Annotated in this window: 16 protein-coding genes; 6 read left to right on the top strand and 10 right to left on the bottom strand. The window is 70.7% G+C overall.

All coding sequences use genetic code 11. The features are described from left to right. The first annotated feature begins 1 nt into the window (after window position 1). Together ACTJI1_RS12140 and ACTJI1_RS12135 are read left to right on the top strand one after the other, a co-directional pair. Entirely contained in the window at window positions 2-1735 is a 1734-nt protein-coding gene (locus ACTJI1_RS12140; protein WP_440742858.1) for an ABC transporter ATP-binding protein, read from the top strand. 1 nt (window position 1736) lies between these two features. Beyond that, window positions 1737-3830, top strand: a complete 2094-nt coding sequence (locus ACTJI1_RS12135) for an ABC transporter ATP-binding protein (RefSeq protein ID WP_440742857.1) — start codon at window positions 1737-1739, stop codon at window positions 3828-3830. A 190-nt stretch (window positions 3831-4020) separates the two neighbouring features. On the opposite strand, the gene ACTJI1_RS12130 is transcribed toward ACTJI1_RS12135, so the two are convergent. Then, window positions 4021-4518, bottom strand: coding sequence for a MarR family winged helix-turn-helix transcriptional regulator (locus ACTJI1_RS12130; protein ID WP_440742856.1), 498 nt, complete (start codon window positions 4516-4518; stop codon window positions 4021-4023). A gap of 101 nt (window positions 4519-4619) precedes the next feature. On the opposite strand from ACTJI1_RS12130, the gene ACTJI1_RS12125 reads away from it, so the two are divergent. Next, complete coding sequence (locus ACTJI1_RS12125; RefSeq protein WP_440742855.1) at window positions 4620-5417, top strand: SDR family NAD(P)-dependent oxidoreductase; 798 nt, start codon at window positions 4620-4622, stop codon at window positions 5415-5417. Window positions 5418-5473: 56 nt separating this feature from the next. On the opposite strand, the gene ACTJI1_RS12120 is transcribed toward ACTJI1_RS12125, so the two are convergent. Together ACTJI1_RS12120 and ACTJI1_RS12115 are read right to left on the bottom strand one after the other, a co-directional pair. Next, complete coding sequence (locus tag ACTJI1_RS12120; protein WP_440742854.1) at window positions 5474-6046, bottom strand: hypothetical protein; 573 nt, start codon at window positions 6044-6046, stop codon at window positions 5474-5476. 30 nt (window positions 6047-6076) lie between these two features. Further along, entirely contained in the window at window positions 6077-7225 is a 1149-nt protein-coding gene (locus tag ACTJI1_RS12115) for a zinc-dependent alcohol dehydrogenase (RefSeq protein WP_310133270.1), read from the bottom strand. Window positions 7226-7370: 145 nt separating this feature from the next. Between ACTJI1_RS12115 and ACTJI1_RS12110 the strand changes: the two genes are divergently transcribed. Beyond that, window positions 7371-7829 carry a hypothetical protein gene (locus ACTJI1_RS12110; RefSeq protein WP_440742853.1) on the top strand — a complete coding sequence of 153 codons (459 nt, stop codon included), beginning with the start codon at window positions 7371-7373 and terminating at the stop codon, window positions 7827-7829. A 69-nt stretch (window positions 7830-7898) separates the two neighbouring features. Here ACTJI1_RS12110 and ACTJI1_RS12105 read toward each other — a convergent pair whose 3' ends face one another. Both ACTJI1_RS12105 and ACTJI1_RS12100 read right to left on the bottom strand, forming a co-directional pair. Beyond that, window positions 7899-8180 (bottom strand): Fe-S cluster assembly protein HesB, encoded by a 282-nt coding sequence (locus ACTJI1_RS12105; RefSeq protein WP_310133275.1) that lies wholly within the window; start codon window positions 8178-8180, stop codon window positions 7899-7901. Between the two features lie 104 nt (window positions 8181-8284). Further along, window positions 8285-8827, bottom strand: coding sequence for a type 1 glutamine amidotransferase domain-containing protein (locus ACTJI1_RS12100; protein ID WP_440742852.1), 543 nt, complete (start codon window positions 8825-8827; stop codon window positions 8285-8287). A gap of 57 nt (window positions 8828-8884) precedes the next feature. On the opposite strand from ACTJI1_RS12100, the gene ACTJI1_RS12095 reads away from it, so the two are divergent. Both ACTJI1_RS12095 and ACTJI1_RS12090 read left to right on the top strand, forming a co-directional pair. After that, window positions 8885-9709, top strand: a complete 825-nt coding sequence (locus ACTJI1_RS12095; RefSeq protein WP_440742851.1) for an aldo/keto reductase — start codon at window positions 8885-8887, stop codon at window positions 9707-9709. A gap of 111 nt (window positions 9710-9820) precedes the next feature. Then, window positions 9821-11506 carry a cell wall-binding repeat-containing protein gene (locus ACTJI1_RS12090; RefSeq protein ID WP_440742850.1) on the top strand — a complete coding sequence of 562 codons (1686 nt, stop codon included), beginning with the start codon at window positions 9821-9823 and terminating at the stop codon, window positions 11504-11506. 113 nt (window positions 11507-11619) lie between these two features. Here ACTJI1_RS12090 and ACTJI1_RS12085 read toward each other — a convergent pair whose 3' ends face one another. The 5 genes from ACTJI1_RS12085 to ACTJI1_RS12065 form a co-directional block, all read right to left on the bottom strand. Further along, complete coding sequence (locus ACTJI1_RS12085; RefSeq protein WP_440742849.1) at window positions 11620-13758, bottom strand: S9 family peptidase; 2139 nt, start codon at window positions 13756-13758, stop codon at window positions 11620-11622. Window positions 13759-13796: 38 nt separating this feature from the next. Further along, entirely contained in the window at window positions 13797-14774 is a 978-nt protein-coding gene (locus ACTJI1_RS12080) for a zinc-binding dehydrogenase (protein WP_440742848.1), read from the bottom strand. A 3-nt stretch (window positions 14775-14777) separates the two neighbouring features. Then, window positions 14778-15200, bottom strand: a complete 423-nt coding sequence (locus ACTJI1_RS12075) for an organic hydroperoxide resistance protein (RefSeq protein WP_310133289.1) — start codon at window positions 15198-15200, stop codon at window positions 14778-14780. 71 nt (window positions 15201-15271) lie between these two features. Further along, on the bottom strand, window positions 15272-15724 hold the full coding sequence (locus ACTJI1_RS12070) for a MarR family winged helix-turn-helix transcriptional regulator (RefSeq protein WP_440742847.1): 453 nt from the start codon (window positions 15722-15724) through the stop codon (window positions 15272-15274). A 52-nt stretch (window positions 15725-15776) separates the two neighbouring features. After that, window positions 15777-17342 carry an FUSC family protein gene (locus tag ACTJI1_RS12065; protein ID WP_440742846.1) on the bottom strand — a complete coding sequence of 522 codons (1566 nt, stop codon included), beginning with the start codon at window positions 17340-17342 and terminating at the stop codon, window positions 15777-15779. Between the last annotated feature and the right edge of the window lie 64 nt (window positions 17343-17406).

Below are 17406 nucleotides of genomic sequence, written 5' to 3'. Positions count from 1 at the left end.
TGTGACTCTGCTTCGCCTATCGCTTCGCTTCGTGCGCCCGTATTGGCGCGCGGTGACCGCGGTCGTGGTCCTCCAACTGATCGCGACCATGGCCGCCCTCTACCTGCCGACCCTCAACGCCGACATCATCGACAAGGGCGTGGTGAAGGGCGACACCGACTTCATCTGGCGCACCGGCGGCATGATGCTGGTCGTCTGCTTCGTGCAGGTGATCGCCGCCGTCGCCGCCACCTACTTCGGGGCCCGCGCCTCGATGTCCGCCGGCCAGGACATCCGCCGCTCCTTCTACCGCAAAGTGGATGCGCTCCCCTCGCTCGATCTCGCGCGCTGGGGTACCCCGACACTGATCACCCGCAACACGAACGACGTGCAGCAGGTGCAGATGCTGCTGCTCATGACCTTCAACTTCATGGTGTCGACGCCGATCATGTGCATCGCCGGCATCATCTTCGCGGTGCGCGTCGACGCCGGGCTGTCGTGGCTGATCTGGGTGTCGGTCGCCGTGCTCTTCGTCGTGGTCGGCATCCTCGTGGCGGTGCTGCTGCCGATGTTCCGCATCATGCAGGAGCGGATCGACGGCGTGAACGGCGTGATCCGCGAGCAGATCGTCGGCATCCGCGTCATCCGCGCGTTCGTGCGCGAGAAGTTCGAGACGGATCGCTACGACGACGCCAACGCCGCGCTCACCCGGATCTCGGTGAAGGTCGGCAACGTGTTCGTGCTGATGTTCCCGGTCATCATGCTCATCCTCAATGCGGCGACGGTCGCCGTGCTGTGGTTCGGCGGGCACCGGGTGGATGCCGGCGACATCCAGATCGGGGCGCTCACGGCGTTCCTGCAGTACCTGCTGCAGATCCTCGTCGCCGTCATGATGGGCGTCTTCATGGCGATGATGATCCCGCGCGCCATGGTCTGCGCGGAGCGCATCGAGGAGGTGCTGGGCGCGGTGCCGAGCAGCTCCGCCGAGGGCGGAGCGGCGGCCGGAGCCCCGCGCGACGGACGGGTCGAGGTCGACCGCGTGACGTTCGGCTACCCGGGGGCCGAGAAGCCCGTGCTCAACGACGTGTCGTTCACCGCCGAGGCCGGCCGTGTGACCGCGATCGTCGGATCGACCGGGTCCGGCAAGAGCACGCTCGTGTCGGTCATCGCCAACCTCTTCACGCCGCAGAAGGGCCACGTCCGCATCGGCGGCGTCGAGGTCGACGGGCTGAGCCGCGCCCAGATCGCCGGCGTGCTCGGGCTCGTGCCGCAGCGTCCCTACCTCTTCTCGGGGACGATCGCGAGCAACCTCCGTTTCGGGCGTCCCGACGCGACGGACGACGAGCTGTGGGAGGCGCTGCGGATCGCTCAGGCGGAGGACTTCGTCCGCGCCAAGGAGCACGGCCTCGACGAGCGCATCGCCCAGGGCGGCACCAACGTCTCGGGCGGCCAGCGCCAGCGGTTGTGCATCGCGCGTGCGCTGGTGGCGCGGCCGCAGGTGTTCCTCTTCGACGACTCGTTCTCGGCGCTCGACGTCGCGACGGACGCCCGGTTGAGACGGGCGCTCGACGACGCCACCGGTGATGCCGCGGTGATCGTCGTCGCGCAGCGGGTGTCCACCATCCGCGAGGCCGACACGATCATCGTCATGGACGACGGACAGGTCGTCGGCCAGGGCACCCACGACGAACTGATCGAGACGAACGAGACGTACCGCGAGATCGTCGAGTCGCAGCTGAGCCTGGAGGTGGCCTGAGATGGCGCGCACCACGGAACGCAAGAAGCGCGGCGGCCGCCCGGAGGACGGCCAGACGCCGACCGCGAAGGACATCGTCCTCGACGAACTGGAGGAGGAGTACGACTTCACGCCCACCGAGGCCGACGGCGACATGTTCGGCGGCGCGCCGGCCAAGAAGGCGAAGAACTTCTGGCCGTCGTTCAAGCGGCTCATGAGCCTGCTGAAGCCCGAGTGGCTCGGGATGGCGTGGGTCACCCTCCTCACGGTCGTGTCGGTCGTGCTCGTCGTCATCGCGCCCAAGATCCTCGGCGATGCGACCAACGTGATCTTCCGGGGCGTCATCGCCTCGCAGCTCCCTCCGGGGGTGCCGGTCGACCAGGTCATCGAGCAGCTGCGCGCCTCGGGCCAGAACCAGCTCGCGGACGTCGTGGCCGCCTCCGGCGTCACCACCGGCGAGGGGATCGACTTCACCGAGCTCGGGCGTCTGCTGCTGATCGTGCTGACGATGTACCTCGTCGCGTCGCTGCTGCAGTGGTGGCAGGGCTACCTGCTCAACGCCCTGGTGATGCGCGTCGTCTACGGTCTCCGCAAGGACGTCGAGGCGAAGCTCAACCGGCTGCCGCTGAGCTACTTCGACACCCGGCAGCGCGGCGACCTGATGTCGCGCGTGACCAACGACGTCGACAACATCCAGACGGCTCTGCAGCAGGCGTTCTCGCAGCTCATCCAGTCCGTGCTGATGGTGATCGGCATCGGGATCATGATGTTCATCGTGTCGTGGCAGCTCGCGCTGATCGCGCTGATCTCCATCCCGCTCTCCGGTGTCATCGCCGGAGTGATCGGGTCGCGCTCGCAGAAGCTGTTCACCACGCAGTGGGCCTCGACCGGCGCGCTCAACGGGCACATCGAGGAGTCGTACTCGGGGCTCGACCTGGTGCGCGCGTTCGGCCGCGACGAGGTCATGCTCGCCGAGTTCGACTCGCGCAACGCGACCCTGCACAAGGCGCAGGTCGGCGCGCAGTTCGTCTCCGGCAGCATCATGCCGGCGATGAACTTCGTGTCGTACCTCTCCTACGTGCTGATCGCGGTGGTCGGCGGACTGAAGGTCGCGGCCGGTCAGCTGACCATCGGCGACGCGACCGCCTTCATCCAGTACTCGCGGGAGTTCTCGCAGCCGATCGGCCAGATCGCCGGCATGGCGAACATGCTGCAGTCCGGTGTCGCCTCGGCGGAGCGGACGTTCGAGTTCCTCGACTCCGAGGAGCAGACGCCCGACACGGCCACCGAGCACCTGCCGGAGCGCGCCGACGGCCGGGTCGAGCTCGACCACGTCGACTTCTCCTACGAGCCGGAGACGCCGCTCATCACCGACCTGTCGCTCAGTGTCCAACCGGGCAGCACGGTCGCGATCGTCGGCCCGACCGGTGCGGGCAAGACGACGCTGGTCAACCTGATCATGCGGTTCTACGAGCTGAACGGCGGAGCCATCCGCCTCGACGGCATCGAGACCACGCACCTGTCGCGGGCCGAACTCCGCGGCCAGGTCGGGATGGTGCTGCAGGACGCCTGGCTGTTCTCGGGCACGATCCGCGAGAACATCCGCTATGGACGTCTCGACGCCACCGACGACGAGGTGATCGCGGCGGCCAGGGCCACCATGGTCGACCGCTTCGTGCGCCAGCTGCCCGACGGGTACGACACCGTGATCGACGCCGAGGGCGGCAACGTCTCGGCCGGCGAGCGGCAGCTGATCACCATCGCGCGGGCGTTCATCGCGAACCCGTCGCTGCTCATCCTCGACGAGGCCACCTCGTCCGTGGACACCCGCACCGAGCTGCTGGTGCAGCACGCGATGGCTGCTCTGCGCACGGACCGCACGTCGTTCGTGATCGCGCACCGGCTGTCCACCATTCGGGATGCGCACACCATCCTGGTCATGGAGAGCGGCCGCATCGTCGAGCAGGGCGACCACGCCACCCTGCTCGCCCGGCGCGGCGCGTACTACGACCTGTACATGACGCAGTTCCGCGGAGGCGACGCCGAAGCGGAGCAGGACCGCGAGGAGCAGCAGCAGAGCCGGTCCGACGTGGCCGAGGAGCTGGCGGCGCCGTAACGCGAGCCGCGGCGACAGCGGGATGGTGCACGGGCGGCCGAGCGGGGTTGAGGCCGCCCGTGCACTGCAGACTATCCAATGACGGCCGCTCCGGGGTCGGCAGTCGATTGACGGTTGCGCACGGATGTGCGGCTAGAACGCGTGGTTCATCCCGCGCAGCTATATACGGATTCGCGCGACGCCCGGCCGGTCAGCCGTCGGCTTTCGGGGGCACCCACGCCGGTGCCGGGCCGATCCCGGCGTTGATCCGCGCGCTGATCTGCCGGAGCTGCGCGACCTGGGCCCGGGTGAGCCGGTCGAAGACCAGTTCCTGAACGAGCGCGTGGTGCGCCGGGGTGGACCGGCCCACCAGCTCGTGCCCGGCGTCGGTGAGGATCGCGAGCGTGAATCGGCCGTCCGCCGGGTCGGTCTGCCGGCGCGCCCAGCCGTTCTTCTCGAATCGGGAGATCGCACGCGAGAGGCGCGACAGGGTGCTGCTGGCGTATCCGGCGAGCGTGCTCATCCTCAGCGTGCGGTCGGGCGCCGTGTCCAGCGCGAAGAGCAGGCCGTGCTCGTAGTGGGTGAGACCGCTGTCGCGCTGCAGTTGTGCGTCGAGCGCTGCCGGCAGCCGCTCGAGGAGTGTGGCGATCGCCGCCCAGGCTGCGAGCTGATCGGGGTCGAGACCGGACGGGGGGAGTGCTGCGGTCATGACCGGAGTCTAACGGACTTGCTCAAGCAAGTCAGCAGCGGTAGTGTCACTTGCCTAGGCAAGTCAATGACCGGCACGAGGTGCCGCAGGAAGGATCGAGCATGGACCTCCAGCTCGCGGGCAGAAGCGCATTCGTCAGCGGATCGACACGGGGCATCGGATTCGCCGTGGCGGATCGGCTCGCCGCGGAGGGCGCACGGGTCGTCCTGAGCGGCAGGCATCCGGAGACTCTGGAGGCGGCCGTGACGCGGCTGCGGACAACGCACCCGGGGGTCGAGCATTCCGGCGTGGTCGTCGACTTCGCCGACCCGGCCGGCATGGACGCGCTCCTGGACTCGGACGCACTCGGTGAGATCGACATCCTCGTCAACAACGTCGGGATGTTCGGGCTCGCGGAGTTCGAGACCATCGACGACGCGGAGTGGGCGCGCTACCTCGAGGTCAACCTGATGAGCGGCGTGCGCCTGTCGCGCCTCGCCCTCCCCGGCATGATCGAGCGGGGGTGGGGCCGCGTGCTGTTCATCAGCAGCGAGTCGGGCGTCAACGTCCCGGCCGACATGGTCCACTACGGCGTCACCAAGGCCGCGATGATCGCGCTCAGCAACGGCCTGGCCAAGCGGACGCGCGGCACCGCCGTCACGGTCAACACCGTCCTCGGCGGCCCGACCTACTCCGACGGCGTCGCCGACACGGTCGAGGCGATCGCTGCATCCCAGTCGGCCCCCGTCGACGCGGTGAAGGCCGCGATCATCGGTCAGAACAGCACCACGCTGCTCGAGCGCTTCATCGAGCCGGATGAGATCGCCTCGCTGGTCGCCTACCTGGCGAGCCCGCTCGCGTCGGCGACCAACGGCGCCGCTGTCCGGGCCGACGGCGGAGTGCTCACGGCGACGCTCTGACCGGGGGATTCCACCCGGTCAGAGCGCGGCCCCACCGCATCCACGAGCCGGTCGGCTCAGCGGCGCCCCACGAGCTTCGCGACCGTCCGCACCGCGAACACTCCGGCGAGCACCCACGGTCCCACCACGATGATCGGGTCGAGCCAGGTGTGCCTGAGGTCGGCGCGCTGCACCCCGAAACGGGACGAGATCGGATGGTGGCCCACCTCGCCGAGCACGCCCGACTCGGTGATCGGGTCGTCCGGGCGGCGTGACGCGAACGACTTCAGGTGCTCGGTGATCGCATCCACCCGGTCGCCGGCGACGAGCACCAGCCAGTGCGCCGTCTGGCCCTCGCTGTAGCGGTCGTAGGCGAATCGGCGGATGGCGCCGGACAGCCCGTGCAGCGGCTGCGCCGTGCCGAACACCGGTGTCAGCCGCTCGTGCTCGACCGAGCGCTCGCGGCCCCTCGTCGGCTCCTGCTGGACGGGCATGGTCCAGTGCGCGCCCGTCGCCTCCGGCGGTTCGAGGCGCTCGCGCGGGTGCGAGGGGCGGTCGGCCGGGTCGCTGTCGACGCCCCAGCCCGGGATCCTCTGGCGCAGCGCCTCGGGGTCGTACTTCTTGGTGTGGTCACTCGCCACGTACGGCATGTCGGTCTCCTTACTTCGGCGGTGGTCGTCCTACGCGGCGCTCGGCACCACGAGCGGCTTGATGATGCCGTCGAGCTTCGACGAGAACAGGTGGTACCCGTCCTGGATGTGCTCCAGCGGGATGCGGTGGGTCACGATGTCACTCGGCGTCAGGTAGCCGTTGCGCACATGCTCGAACAGGCGCGGCCACTGCCGCTTCACCGGGCACTGGTTGGTGTTGATGCGCAGCCCCTTGTTCATCGCGTCGCCGAACTTGACCGCGCTGAACAGCGGTCCGTAGGCGCCCATGACGGAGATGGTGCCGCCCTTGCGCACCGAGTCGATCGCCCAGTTCAGCGCGACCGGCGAGCCGCCCTGCAGCTTCAGCTTGGAGGAGGTGACGTGCTGCAGCACCGCCCCGTCGGCCTCGGCCCCGACCGCGTCGATGACGACGTCCGCCCCGAGGCCGTCGGTCGTGTGCTTGAGCATCCGGACGATGTCGCCCTCCTCGACGAAGTTGTACGTCTCGGCGTGCGCGAACGACCGCGCCTTCTCCAACCGGTAGTCGAGGTGGTCGATCACGATCACGCGCCCGGCGCCCATCAGCCAGGACGACTTGGCGGCGAACAGGCCGACCGGGCCGGCCCCGAACACCACGACGGTGTCGCCCTCCTCGATCTCGCCCAGCTGCGCGCCGAAGTAGCCGGTCGGCAGCGCGTCGGTGAGGAGCACGGCGTCCTCGTCCGACATCCAGTCGGGGATGACGGTCGGCCCGACATCCGCCAGCGGCACCCGCACGTACTCGGCCTGGCCGCCGTCGTAGCCGCCCGTCGTGTGCGAGTACCCGTAGATGCCGCCGACCGCGGTCGCGTTGGGATTCACGTTGTGGCAGTTCGAGTACAGCCCGCGCACGCAGAAGTAGCAGCTGCCGCAGAAGATGTTGAACGGGACCATCACGCGGTCGCCCACCTTCAGGTTCTGCACGTCCGGTCCGACCTCGTCGACGACGCCGATGAACTCGTGGCCGAACGTGTGCCCGATCCGTGTGTCCGGCATCATGCCGTGGTAGAGGTGCAGGTCTGAGCCGCAGATCGCGGCCAGGGTCACCCGGACGATCGCGTCGCCGGGATGCTCGATCCTCGGTCGGTCCTTCTCCTCGACCCGGATCTTGTACGGGCCGCGATAGGTCATTGCCAGCATGTGGGCTCCTTTCGTCGCGCCCAGTCCATGCCACCCATTCAGGGGAGTCGAGGAGTTGACACGTGGGCCCTGCCGTGGCCTTACACCGATTCGCTAGGCAAGTGAACGAGTTGCCGCCGTCGGGTTCCGGCCGTAGAACGGAAGCATGACGAAGGACGAACGCGCCTCCCTGCCCCCGGGCCCCGACTTCAAGTACGGCGGGTACACCGTGCGGCTGGAGCCGGAGCACGGCCGGACCGGACGCTGGCGCGTGGTCGACGACGAGAACTACTACGGGCTGATCGCCGCCTCGGAGCCGATCAACGGCGACCCGGAGGTGCATTTCGCGGCGCACTTCCCCGGCGAGGAGGAGATCCCGCCGATGAAGATCGTGCCGTTCTGGACGTCGGCGGCCGAATTCCTGCTGGACGCCGGCGAGGGGGAGCCCCTGTGGGGACTGCCGGACGACCGCACCGCGCCGCATCCCATCGTGGCCGAGGAGTTGGTGCCCCCGGCCGAAGACGCGCCCGGCGCGGATGCGGACGGCGGAGCGACCGCAGGCCAGACCGCCACCGAGACCGGCGCCGCCGACCCGGCGCCGGCGGAGCGGACGGACGTCGCCTGACGCCGGTCCGCCCCGCGAACGACGAAGGCCCGGAGCCGAACGGCTCCGGGCCTTCTCGTGAGCGGCGGACTAGGCGGTCGCGCCGATCGCGAAGCTGACGGCTCCCTGGTCGTCGACCTGCGCGTCGAGCACCTTGTCGTCGAGCACCTCGGCGGCCTGCGTCTCGAGGAAGATGCGGGCGCCGCCCGACTCGACCACCTGATCCGAAGCCTCCGGCTCCGGGGTGACGGCCGCCGCGAAGGCGGTGTTGTCGGGGTTGCTGCTGCTGATCCGCAGCCCGGCGGTCTCCTCGGGGGACTGCTCGGTCAGCGTCTTGACGATCGTGCTGGCGTTCTCCGTGAGGGTGAGCATGAGCTCTCCTTCCGTTCGATGGTCCAGGAGTGCACTACGTTCCCGCATCCCGTGGAGGGAGGCAACCGCCATGGAGGCCATTGCCAGGGAACACTCACGGCTTCTTACTCGAAGGCCTTCAGGATCTCGCGGTCGAACGCCTCGAGGTCGTCGGGCTTGCGCGACGAGACCAGCGTGAACGGTCCGTCGTCCACCACGACCTCCTGGTCCACCCAGGTGGCGCCCGCGTTGCGGTAGTCGGTCTGGAGGCTCGGCCAGCTGGTCAGCGTACGTCCGTCGACCACTCCGGCCTCGATGAGCACCCAGCCGCCGTGGCAGATCACCGCGATCGGCTTGCCGGCGTCGGCGAACGCCTTGACCAGCGACACCGCCTCCGGGAAAGTCCGGACCTGGTCGCCGTTCGCGACGCCGCCCGGGAGCACCAGAGCGTCGTAGTCGTCGGCGCTCGCGGCGTCGAGGGTCACATCCACCGGGAACGTGTCGGCCGGCGTCAGGTGGTTGAAGGCCTGTACCGTGCCCTGCTCCTTCGAGATCAGCGTCGGCGTGCCGCCGGCGTCGCTGACCGCTGTCCACGGCTGCACCAGCTCGGCCTGCTCGATGCCCTCCGGGCCCACCAGGAACGCGATGGTCTTGTCGTCCAATGCCATGTGTCGTTCTCCTTTCCTCTCCTCACCTGTACGCGCGGGGAGCGGCAGAATGAACCCATGCCGACCATCCCGCAGCTGACTCTCAACGACGGCAACGCGATCCCCCAGCTGGGCTTCGGCGTCTACAAGATCCCGGACTCCGAGACGGCGGATGCGGTGGTGGCGGCGCTGGATGCGGGCTACCGCCACATCGACACGGCGGCCTTCTACGAGAACGAGCGCGGGGTGGGCGAGGGCATCCGCCGCAGCGGCCTCGACCGGTCGGATGTCTTCGTCACCAGCAAGGTGTGGTGGACGGACAACGGCTACGACTCGACGCTGCGCTCGTTCGACCGGAGCCTGGAGCTTCTGGGCTTCGACACGATCGACCTGTACCTCATCCACTGGCCGGCACCGAAGAGCGACCGCTACGTCGAGACCTGGCGCGCGCTGGAGCGGGTGCGCGACGAGGGCCGCGCGCGGTCCATCGGCGTGGCCAACTTCCACACGCACCACCTCGACCGGCTGGCCCGGGAGACGGCCACGGTCCCGGCCGTGAACCAGGTCGAGCTGCACCCGTGGCTGCCGCAGGAGGAGGTGCGGGCCTACGACGCCGCGCACGGCATCGTGACGGAGGCGTGGTCGCCGCTCGCTCGCGGGCGGATCCTGGGCGACCCGACGCTCGACCGGCTCGCGGACAAGCACGGCGTGACACCCGCGCAGGTCGTCATCCGCTGGCAGCTGCAGCTGGGCAACGTCGTCATCCCGAAGTCGACCTCGCCGGAGCGCATCCGCTCGAACCTCGACGTGTTCGGCTTCGTGCTCGACGCCGAGGACCTCGCGGCCATCGCGGCGCTGGAGACCGGTGAGCGCACCGGGAAGGACCCGGACGATCTCGGCTGAGCCGTTCGTGCGGCTCGCGCCCGTGTGCCGCTAGGCTCACTCCAGCGACGGGTCGGAGCGTGCACGGTGCACGCAGGGCCACCCATGACACGTCGTTGGGGGAGTCTCTCGATGAAGGTCCGTCTCGTCGCCGTCGCCGGCGCGCTCGCCGTCCTCGCCGCAGCTCTGCTGCCCGCGGCGCCCGCCGCCGCCTGGCAGGTGTTTCCGCTCGCGCCGGCCGGGTCCATCGACACGGTGAGGGTGTCGTACGTCGGCACCGATTCCCGGCCGATGCTGCATCTCACCGGGTGGGCCGCGGACCTCAACGACCGTGGGGCGAACGGCCTCACGACGGCCGGCATCGAGTTCACAGCGGCTGCTCCCGGTGGCGCCCGGGTGAGCATCGGGTACGCCGAGAACCACGATTTCGCGTATCCGCGGCCGGACGTCCCGCGCGTCTACCCGACCGCCGGGCCGAATCAGGGCTTCGACTTCCGCTCCGGCTACCTTCCCGGCACGGGTCTCGTCAACGTCTGCGCCCGCCTGTACAACATCAACGCGCAGCCGTACACCGCCGTCTTCACCTGCTTCAACGTCGCGGTGCCCGCCACCCGTCCGCCGCTGGCGACGATCATCGGCCCCGTGACCAGTGGTTTCGCCACAGCCGGGTCGGCACTGACCGCGTCGCTCGCTGCTCCGAGCGGTGGCACCGACACGTACAGCTGGACCAGCTGGAACGGGCTCGGCGGCGGCAGCCCCGGAGGCTATCCGTTTCCGATGCCGGGCGCGACCTCGGCGACGTACACGTCGACGGTGGCCGATGTCGGCCGCGACCTCCGTGCCGTCGTGACCACGCGACTGCCGAGCGTGACCATCGAGCAGCAGACGGATCCGGTCGGCATCGACCTCCCGCTCTCCGGCGGCTGGTCCCGCGTCGCCTCCTCCGACCGCTTCGCCACGTCGGTGGCGGTCTCGCAGGCCGCGTTCCCCGATTCTGCGGCCGGCGTGCCGGTCGCCTACGTCGCCTCCGGCGTGACGTTCCCGGATGCGCTCTCGGCCGGCGCCGCCGCAGCGAAGAAGCACGGCACGCTCCTCCTCACGCGCCCCGGCGCACTCGACCCGAACGTGGCGGCCGAGCTGGTCCGCCTCCACCCGCAGCAGGTGATCGTGGTGGGCGGCGTCCAGGCGATCACGGATGACGTGGTCGCCGCGATCCGCGCGCTGCCGTTCTCGCCGGACGTCCGCCGGATCGGCGGCGCCGACCGCTTCGAGGTGTCCCGCGCGATCATCGACGACGCCTTCGGCACGAGCGCGCCCGACGTCTATGTGGTGACGGGCAACGCGTTCCCCGACGCCCTGGCCGCTGCCGCCGCCGCCGCGCAGACCGGTCGGCCGGTGCTGCTCGTGAACGGCTGGCTCGGTGCCGCCGATGCGGCGACGAAGGATGCGCTCCGCCGGTGGGGCACGACGCACGCCACCGTGGTCGGCGGTTCGGACGTGGTCACCGACGGCCTCGCCTCCACCCTCGGCGTCCCGGCGGACCGCGTCGCGGGGTCGGACCGCTTCTCGACCGCGGCCGAGCTGGCGCGGTCCCTCCCGCACACCGGCGTCACCTACATGGCGAGCGGTCTCAACTTCCCCGACGCCTTGACGGCGGCGGTGCTGGCGGTCGCGCATCCCGGACCGCTGCTGCTCGCCACGGGGTGGTGCGCCCCGGTCAGCGCCCTCTCCGCCATGCAGGACACGGGCGTCACGCGCCTGGTCGCCGTCGGCGGCGACGCGGTGCTGAACAGCAACTCCTGGTTCGACGCCTGCTGACCGCGGCCGCCGCGCGGCGCCGCTGACTGCGGTCGTTCGGAACGATTGCGCCCGGTCGACCCGGCGCAGACGTTCCGAACCGGCGCAGTCACGCCCGGGTCACGGCGCCCTCCTCACTCACCCGACGGGTGCGCCCCCACGACGTCGAGCAGCCACGCGAGCGCGAACGCCCGCTCCCGCCAGGCGGCGTAGCGCCCGGAGACCCCGCCGTGACCGGCGGCCATCTCGATCTTCAGCAGCGGGTCCGCATCCACCTCGCGCAGCTTCGCCACCCACTTGGCCGGCTCGACGTACAGCACGCGGGTGTCGTTCAGGCTGGTGATGGCGAGGATGCGCGGATAGTGCGTCTCATGCACGTTCTCCAGCGGAGAGTACGACTTCATGTAGTCGTACACCCCCGGGTCGTGCAGCGGGTCGCCCCACTCGTCCCACTCGATGACCGTGAGCGGCAGCGACGGGTCCAGAATGCTGGTCAGCGGATCCACGAAGGGCACCTCGGCGAGGATGCCCGCGAAGTCGCGCGGGGCCAGGTTCGCGACGGCGCCCATCAGCAGGCCGCCGGCGCTGCCGCCCTGCGCGGCCAGGCGCGACGGCTCCGTCCATCCGCGGTCGACGAGGTGCCGGGCCGCGGCGACGAAGTCGGTGAAGGTGTTCTTCTTGTGCAGCTTCTTGCCGTTCTCGTACCAGAGCCGGCCGAGCTCCCCGCCGCCGCGCACGTGCGCGATGGCGAAGACGACACCACGGTCGAGGAGGCTGAGGCGCGGGATGCTGAACGACGGGTCCATGCTGGCCTCGTACGAGCCGTAGCCGTACAGCACCAGGGGCGCCGGTTCGCCCGGGGTGACGAGGTCGTTGCGGTAGACCAGCGAGATCGGAACGCGGGCGCCGTCGGGGGCGATCGCCCACTCCCGGCGCTGCTCGAACAGGGACGGGTCGAACGCGCCGAGCACCGGCTGCTGCTTGCGCAGGGCGAGCTCGCCCGTCCGCACGTCGTAGTCGTAGACCGTGGAGGGCGTGACGAAGCTGCCGTAGCCGAGGCGCAGGAACGGCTGCGTCCACTCCGGGTTCCCGCCGACCCCCACGGTGAACAGCTGCTCGTCGAAGTGCAGCTCGTGCGGGGTGTCGTCGCCGGGATGCTCCCCGGCCGGGTCGGGCACGCGCGCGACGGCCACCCGCGTCATCCCCTCGCGGCGGTACTCGACGCTCACGAAGTCGCGGAACGCATCCACACCCTCCAGCCGCACGGCGGGGTCGTGGGGGAGGAGCACGCGGCGCGGCCCCTGCGGGTCGTCGGCCGAGACGCTGACGAGCTCGAAGTTGACGGCCTCGTGGTTGTGCACGATCAGCAGGCGGTCGTGGCCGCCGACCACCGCGTGCTCCACGTCGTACTCGATGCCCTCGACACGCGGCCACACCACCGTGAACTCGCCGGTCGGGTCGTCGGAGCGCAGCAGCCACGCCTCGCTGGTGATGTTGGAGCCGGCCTCGATCACGAGGAACCGCCGGCTGCGGGTCAGGCCGACGCCGATCCAGTACCGCTCGTCCGGCTCGTGGAAGACCTGCACGTCGTCCACCTCGGGCCCGTCGCCGACCCGGTGGCGCCAGACGGTGTCCGGCCGCCAGGACTCGTCGACGGTCGTGTAGAAGATGTAGGCGCCGGTCTGGTCGAAGAGCGCCCCGCCCGCCGTGCCGGTGATCTCGTCGGGGAAGGTCACGCCGTCGTCGGCCAGCGACCGGACGCGGAGCGTGTACCGCTCGTCGCCCTCGGTGTCGACCGCCCAGAGCAGCCGGGTGCCGTCCGCGCTGATGTCGAAGCTGCCGAGCGCGTAGAAGTCGTGGCCCTCGGCCTCCGCGTTGTCGTCGAGCAGGATCTGCTCGCCGGGGAGGCCGTTGCGCTGGGCGTCGTCGTCGAGGGTGGGCGGCGCCCAGTCGTCGGGGGAGGCGATCGGCGCGCGGCAGTGGATGCCGTACTGCTTCCCCTCCACCGTGCGGGTGTAGTACCACCAGTCGCCCTCGCGGACCGGGACGCTCAGGTCGGTCTCGCGGGTGCGCGCCTTGATCTCGTCGAAGATCTGCTCCCGCAGCAGCGCCAGGTGCTCGGTGCGCGCGTTGGTGTACGCGTTCTCCTCGTGGAGGTGGGCGGTCACCGCGGGGTCGTCCTTCGCGCGGAGCCACTCGTAGTCGTCGACGTAGACGTCGCCGTGGTGGATGCGTTCGACGGGCTTCTTCGGCGTGACCGGCGGGGTGAGCATGAGCCCAGGCTATCGGCCCGTGCCCACCCCGGCCCGGCTCACGGGCGGAGCAGGACCTTGCCGACGCGGCCGGGCCGGCCGCTCGCCTCGACGGCGGCGCGGATGTCCGCGAGGGCGTGGACGCCGGCGACCGGCAGGGTCAGGGTGCCGTCCTGGATGCGGGCGAACAGCTCCTGGAACAGCCGGTTGCGCTGGTCGGCGGGCATCTCGCGGCTGACCACGCTTCCCCAGAAGCCCTTCACGGTGGCCTGCTTGAAGATGATGTCGCCCGAGGCGAGCTCCAGCGTCGGGGACGCCATGGCGCCGAACACGACGAGTGTGCCGTTCACCGCGAGCGTCGAGAGCACGTCGCCGGCCGCCGAGCCGCCGACCGAGTCGACGCCGACGCGGAGCGGTGCGCCGTCGGTCAGGGCGGCGAGCTGCTCCCGCCAGTCGGCGTCGTCGGTCGCGATCACGCGCTCGATGCCCTGCGCCCGCAGCTCCTCGACTCCGGCGGCCCGGCGGACGAGCCCGACGACGTTGATGCCGCGAGCCGCGCCGAGCTGGGCGACCATGCGGCCGACCGCTCCGTTGGCGGCGTTCTGGATCAGCCAGTCGCCCTCCGCCAGGTCGAGCGACTCGAGCAGGCTGATCGCGCTGAACGGCATGGACACGAGCTGCGCGGCGGACTCGTCCGGCAGTGCATCCGGGACGGGGATGAGGCCCGCCGCGCGGGTGACGAAGTACTCCGCCCACACGCCGAAGGTGCCGCCTGTGACGACCCGCTGGCCGACCGTGAGCTGGTCGACGCCGTCGCCGAGCGCATCCACCACGCCCAGCGCCTCAGTGCCGGCCTGGGCGGGGAGCTCCGGCTTGAAGCCGTAGGTGCCGCGGACCGTCCACAGGTCGTGGTTGTGGATGGGCGAGAGCAGCATCCTCACGCGGACCTCGCCCGCGCCGGGCTCGGGGAGCGGGCGCTCGTCGACGGACAGGACCTCGGCCGGGTCGCCGAACTCGTCGTGGATCAGTGCCTTCATCGCTCAGTCCTCCGAGACCGTGATCGTGACGTCGATGTTGCCACGGGTCGCGTTCGAGTAGGGGCACACGGTGTGGGCGGCGTCGGCGAGGGCCTGGGCCTGCTCCGCCTCGATGCCGGGGAGGACGACTTCGAGCAGCACGGACAGCTGGTAGCCGCCCTCGCCGTTCGGCCCGATCTCGACGCGGCCTCCGACCGACGAGCCGTCGAGCTTCACCTTCTGGCTGCGTGCGACCGCCTGCAGTGCGGAGTGGAAGCACGCGGCGTAGCCCGCGGCGAAGAGCTGCTCGGGGTTGGTGCCCGCTCCCGAGCCGCCCATCTCCTTGGGCACGGCCAGGTCGAGGGCGAAGGAGCCGTCGCTGGTGGCGACCCGGCCGTCGCGGCCGGCGCCGGTGGAGAGGGCTTCTGCGGTGTAGAGGACGTTCATCTGTGCCTTTCAGGGTGTTTCGGTTGCCGGACGTGTTCAGTTCGCCGGACGTGTCAGTGCGCCGGACGTGTTCAGTTCGCCGCGGGGGCGGGTTGCTGCGCCGCGGCGTGCATGGTCTCCGTGAGCCGGTGCAGGGTATCGATGAGCGCTTCGGCCGCCTGCGCGTCCGGCAGGCCGGTCCCGGCCGCGATCCGGGCGGGGATGTGCGCGAGCTGAGGCCGCAGCTCCTGCCCGCGCTCGCCGATGGTCACCGTGACGACCCGCTCATCGGCGCTGCGGCGTTCGCGGCGCACGAGGCCGGCCTGCTCCATGCGGCGGAGCAGCGGGGACAGCGTCCCGGAGTCCAGCTGGAGGTGGTCGCCGAGCGACCCGACGGTCTGGTCGCCCTCCACCCACAGGGTGATGAGCACCAAATACTGGGGATAGGTGAGCCCCCACGGCTCCAGGAGCGTACGGTACGCCTGCGTGGTGGCACGCGTCGCGGCGTAGAGCGAGAAGCACACCATCTCATCGGTCACGGGCATGCCGTTATCGTTTCACACAACCAAGTTGTGCACAACTTAAATCAGGGTGCGTTCAGTCGCTTCCCAGTGCCCTGGTGACCCCGGATAGCCCGGCGCGGAGACGTGCAGGGTCGACGGGTTCCGCAAGCGCGGCGCGGGCTCGGGCGACGGCGGCCCGTACCCGGGACGTGGCGTCAGCGTCCTGGTCGGCGGTGTGCCCCGGGCGTCGCGTGAGGAAGCGGTCCAACGCCGCGGGGAGCGGTTCCACCGCGTCGATGCAGTCGATCGGAAGCGTCGGGCGCTCGCCTCTTCGCGGACGGGCCGCGTGCACCAGCCGGGTGGCGCGATGGGCCGGCGCCAGCTGACGGACGCGGTCGACCGCGGCGTCGACCTGCTGCCGGGCGGCCGTGCGCGCCGACGGATCTCCGGGATCGACCACGGCCGCGTCGGCCAGGGCTGCGAGGAGCTCCGAGAGGCGCCGGCGGAGAACGTCGATGCTGCGCACCGGCAGCACGAACCAGCTCGCCGCGATGCCGAGCGCCGCGCCGACCACGATCGCCAGCATCCGCTCGGCGAGCATCCCGGTCTCCCCGGTGAGCGTGGCGGTGCCGGTCAGCTGCTGGAGCAGAGAGAGCACGAGCGTGACCGTCAGCGCCCAGAAGGCGTAGCTGTAACCCCGCAGCCAGGTTCCGACGAACAGCGCAACGAAGATGACGACGACCCCCGCGAATCCCGACGCCTCCGGGGCCGCGTGGGAGGCGGCGACGGTGGTGAGGGCGGCGGCCGCGATCGTGCCGCCGAGGGCCCCCAGGATGCGCAGAGCGCTCTTGTGCAGCACGTCGCCGCGACCGCGGTTGCCGGAGCAGACGAGGAACGCCGTCAGCACCACCCACATCGCGTGGTCGGGGAACACGATCCAGCCGACGACGAACGCCGCCGTCAGGGCCACCGCCATCTGCAGGGCCATGCGGGTGCTGGCGGGGAGGCGCCGGCTCGGCGCGTTCGGCCGGGACCCGGATGAGGCGGACCGGTCGCGGGGCGGCCGGGGCGGCCGGGGCGGGGACGCGGCGGGCGCTGTGTCGCGCGCGGAGCGCTTCCGCCCGGGCAGGACCAGCAGGATCTCCCGCGCGAGGCCGACCCAGAGCGTCGCCACGATCCCGGCGAGGAGCACGAGCACGGTGGTGCGCCACGGCTGGGCGTCGGGCGCGGGTTGCACGGGGGCGACCAGCATGGCGGTGAGCGGCAATGCGATCAGGCCGCCGAGCCGCGCCGCTCGCTCCCCGAACCGGCGCATCCAGATCGGAATGCTCATCCCCGCCACGAACAGGGCCGCGCCGAGCGGAGGCACCGCGACGAGGAGCCACCCGACGCCGCCGGCGACGAGCCCGACCACCGGCAGCAGCGCGGCCGACCGCGCGAACTCCGACCGCGTCGCAAAGGTGCGCCGTCCGAGGCTCAGGGCGACCACCGTCGCGAGCACCGCAGCGCTGGTCAGCTGCGCGCCGCCTCCGTCGGCGGTGCCGCCGGAGAGTGCGACTCCCACCCACCACACTGTCGCGCAGGCGGCCGCCGCGGCGGCGGTGACGACGAGCGCCGCAGCCGCATCGGCGGCATACGCCGCGACTCCCCGTCCGCCCACCGGCACATCCTCTCACCGCTCGCGGCCCTCCCGTCGCGCACGCGCATCCAGGGGTCGCAACACG

Source organism: Leifsonia sp. 22587 (assembly GCF_052044215.1).
Taxonomy (GTDB): Bacteria; Actinomycetota; Actinomycetes; order Actinomycetales; family Microbacteriaceae; genus Leifsonia; species Leifsonia shinshuensis_C.
The sequence above is the reverse complement of the archived record's forward strand: the minus strand, read 5'-3'. Positions and strand labels throughout refer to the sequence as shown.